Origin of the sequence: Corynebacterium sp. 239_CJEI, from assembly GCF_001055995.1 — a bacterium.
Taxonomy (GTDB): Bacteria; Actinomycetota; Actinomycetes; order Mycobacteriales; family Mycobacteriaceae; genus Corynebacterium; species Corynebacterium jeikeium_D.
This window is the reverse complement of the sequence record NZ_JVOW01000003.1, coordinates 1-2377: the sequence shown is the minus strand read 5'-3', so window position 1 is coordinate 2377 and position 2377 is coordinate 1. Positions and strand designations below refer to the sequence as shown.

Here is a 2377-nt window from a genome sequence, read left to right as displayed (position 1 = left end):
GATCTACCCATGGCCAGTGTGAAGCAGAGGTAAGACTCTGTGGAGGCGCGAACCCACTTAGGTTGAAAACTGAGGGGATGAGCTGTGGGTAGGGGTGAAAGGCCAATCAAACTCCGTGATAGCTGGTTCTCCCCGAAATGCATTTAGGTGCAGCGTCGTGTGTTTCCTCCTGGAGGTAGAGCTACTGGTTGGTTTAGCGGGACTATCATCTTAGCGACATCAGCCAAACTCCGAATGCCGGTGAGGTCAGAGCACGGCAGTGAGACTGCGGGGGATAAGCTTCGTAGTCGAGAGGGAAACAGCCCAGATCGCCGGCTAAGGCCCCTAAGGGTGTGCTAAGTGGAAAAGGATGTGGGATCGCGAAGACAACCAGGAGGTTGGCTTAGAAGCAGCCATCCTTGAAAGAGTGCGTAATAGCTCACTGGTCGAGTGGTTCTGCGCCGACAATGTAGTGGGGCTCAAGTACACCGCCGAAGCCGCGGCAATCACCTTTTGGTGGTTGGGTAGGGGAGCGTCGCGTGACTGCTGTGAAGCGCTGGGGTAACCCTAGTGTGGAGTGTGCGCGAGTGAGAATGCAGGCATGAGTAGCGAATGAGGAGTGGAAAACTCCTCCGCCGAATGACTAAGGGTTCCTGGGCCAGGTTAATCCTCCCAGGGTGAGTCGGGACCTAAGGCGAGGCCGACAGGCGTAGTCGATGGATAACGGGTTGATATTCCCGTACCCGTGTGTCCGCGCCCATGGTGAATCAGGGATACTAACCCACCTGAACACGCGCCGTTTACTAGCCTTTTAGGTTGGTTGGTGTGTGTGATGCTGGGGACCTGAACTGGTAGTAGCCAAGTGATGGGGTGACGCAGGAAGGTAGCCGTGCCACGTGATGGATATCGTGGTGTAAGCGTGTGGCCCGTGTTCTAGGTAAATCCGGAGCACATGTGGGTGAGGCGTGATGCGTACCCGTTTTGGGGAAGTTGGTGATCCTATGCTGCCGAGAAAAGCCTCTAGCGATGTGGATATACGGCCCGTACCCGAAACCGACACAGGTAGTCAGGTAGAGAATACTAAGGCGATCGGGAGAACTGTGGTTAAGGAACTCGGCAAAATGCCCCCGTAACTTCGGGAGAAGGGGGGCCATGACTGGTGACCGACGTGGTTGAGCTGGTTGTGGCCGCAGAGAATAGAGGGAAGCGACTGTTTACTAAAAACACAGGTCCGTGCGAAGACGGGTAAGTCGATGTATACGGACTGACGCCTGCCCGGTGCTGGAAGGTTAAGAGGACCTGTTAGACCCTTTTGGGGTCGAAGCGGAGAATTTAAGCCCCAGTAAACGGCGGTGGTAACTATAACCATCCTAAGGTAGCGAAATTCCTTGTCGGGTAAGTTCCGACCTGCACGAATGGCGTAACGACTTCCCTGCTGTCTCAACCACAGACCCGGCGAAATTGCAGTACGAGTAAAGATGCTCGTTACGCGCGGCAGGACGAAAAGACCCCGGGACCTTCACTATAGCTTGGTATTGGTGTTCGGTTCGGTTTGTGTAGGATAGGTGGGAGACTGTGATGCCTCAACGCCAGTTGGGGTGGAGTCGTTGTTGAAATACCACTCTGATCGTATTGGACATCTCAACCTCGGCCCGTGATCCGGGTTAGGGACAGTGCCTGGTGGGTAGTTTAACTGGGGCGGTTGCCTCCCAAAGAGTAACGGAGGCGCCCAAAGGTTCCCTCAGCCTGGTTGGCAATCAGGTGTTGAGTGTAAGTGCACAAGGGAGCTTGACTGTGAGACTGACAGGTCGAGCAGGTAGGAAACTAGGGACTAGTGATCCGGCACCGGCTTGTGGAAGCGGTGTCGCTCAACGGATAAAAGGTACCCCGGGGATAACAGGCTGATCTTCCCCAAGAGTCCATATCGACGGGATGGTTTGGCACCTCGATGTCGGCTCGTCGCATCCTGGGGCTGGAGTAGGTCCCAAGGGTTGGGCTGTTCGCCCATTAAAGCGGCACGCGAGCTGGGTTTAGAACGTCGTGAGACAGTTCGGTCTCTATCCGCCGCGCGCGTAGAAACTTGAGGAAGGCTGTCCCTAGTACGAGAGGACCGGGATGGACGTACCTCTGGTGTGCCAGTTGTCCCGCCTGGGGCATGGCTGGTTGGCTACGTACGGAAGGGATAACCGCTGAAAGCATCTAAGCGGGAAGCCTGTTCCAAGATTAGGTTTCTTTTGAGGTCCCCTATAGATGATGGGGTTGATAGGCCGGATCTGGAAGCATCGTAAGGTGTGGAGGTGACCGGTACTAATAGACCAAACATTCAACACACAAAGTGTGAATTACAGGGTTTTTGCTCGCGTCCGTTATTCAGTGTCTGGCATGACACCACCCACCC

At 55.0% G+C, this 2377-nt stretch carries 1 rRNA gene; it reads left to right on the top strand.

Annotation, left to right across the window (positions count from 1 at the left end):
• Positions 1 to 2311 (top strand): 23S ribosomal RNA (locus ADB08_RS00845); the annotation flags it as partial.
• Between the last annotated feature and the right edge of the window lie 66 nt (positions 2312 to 2377).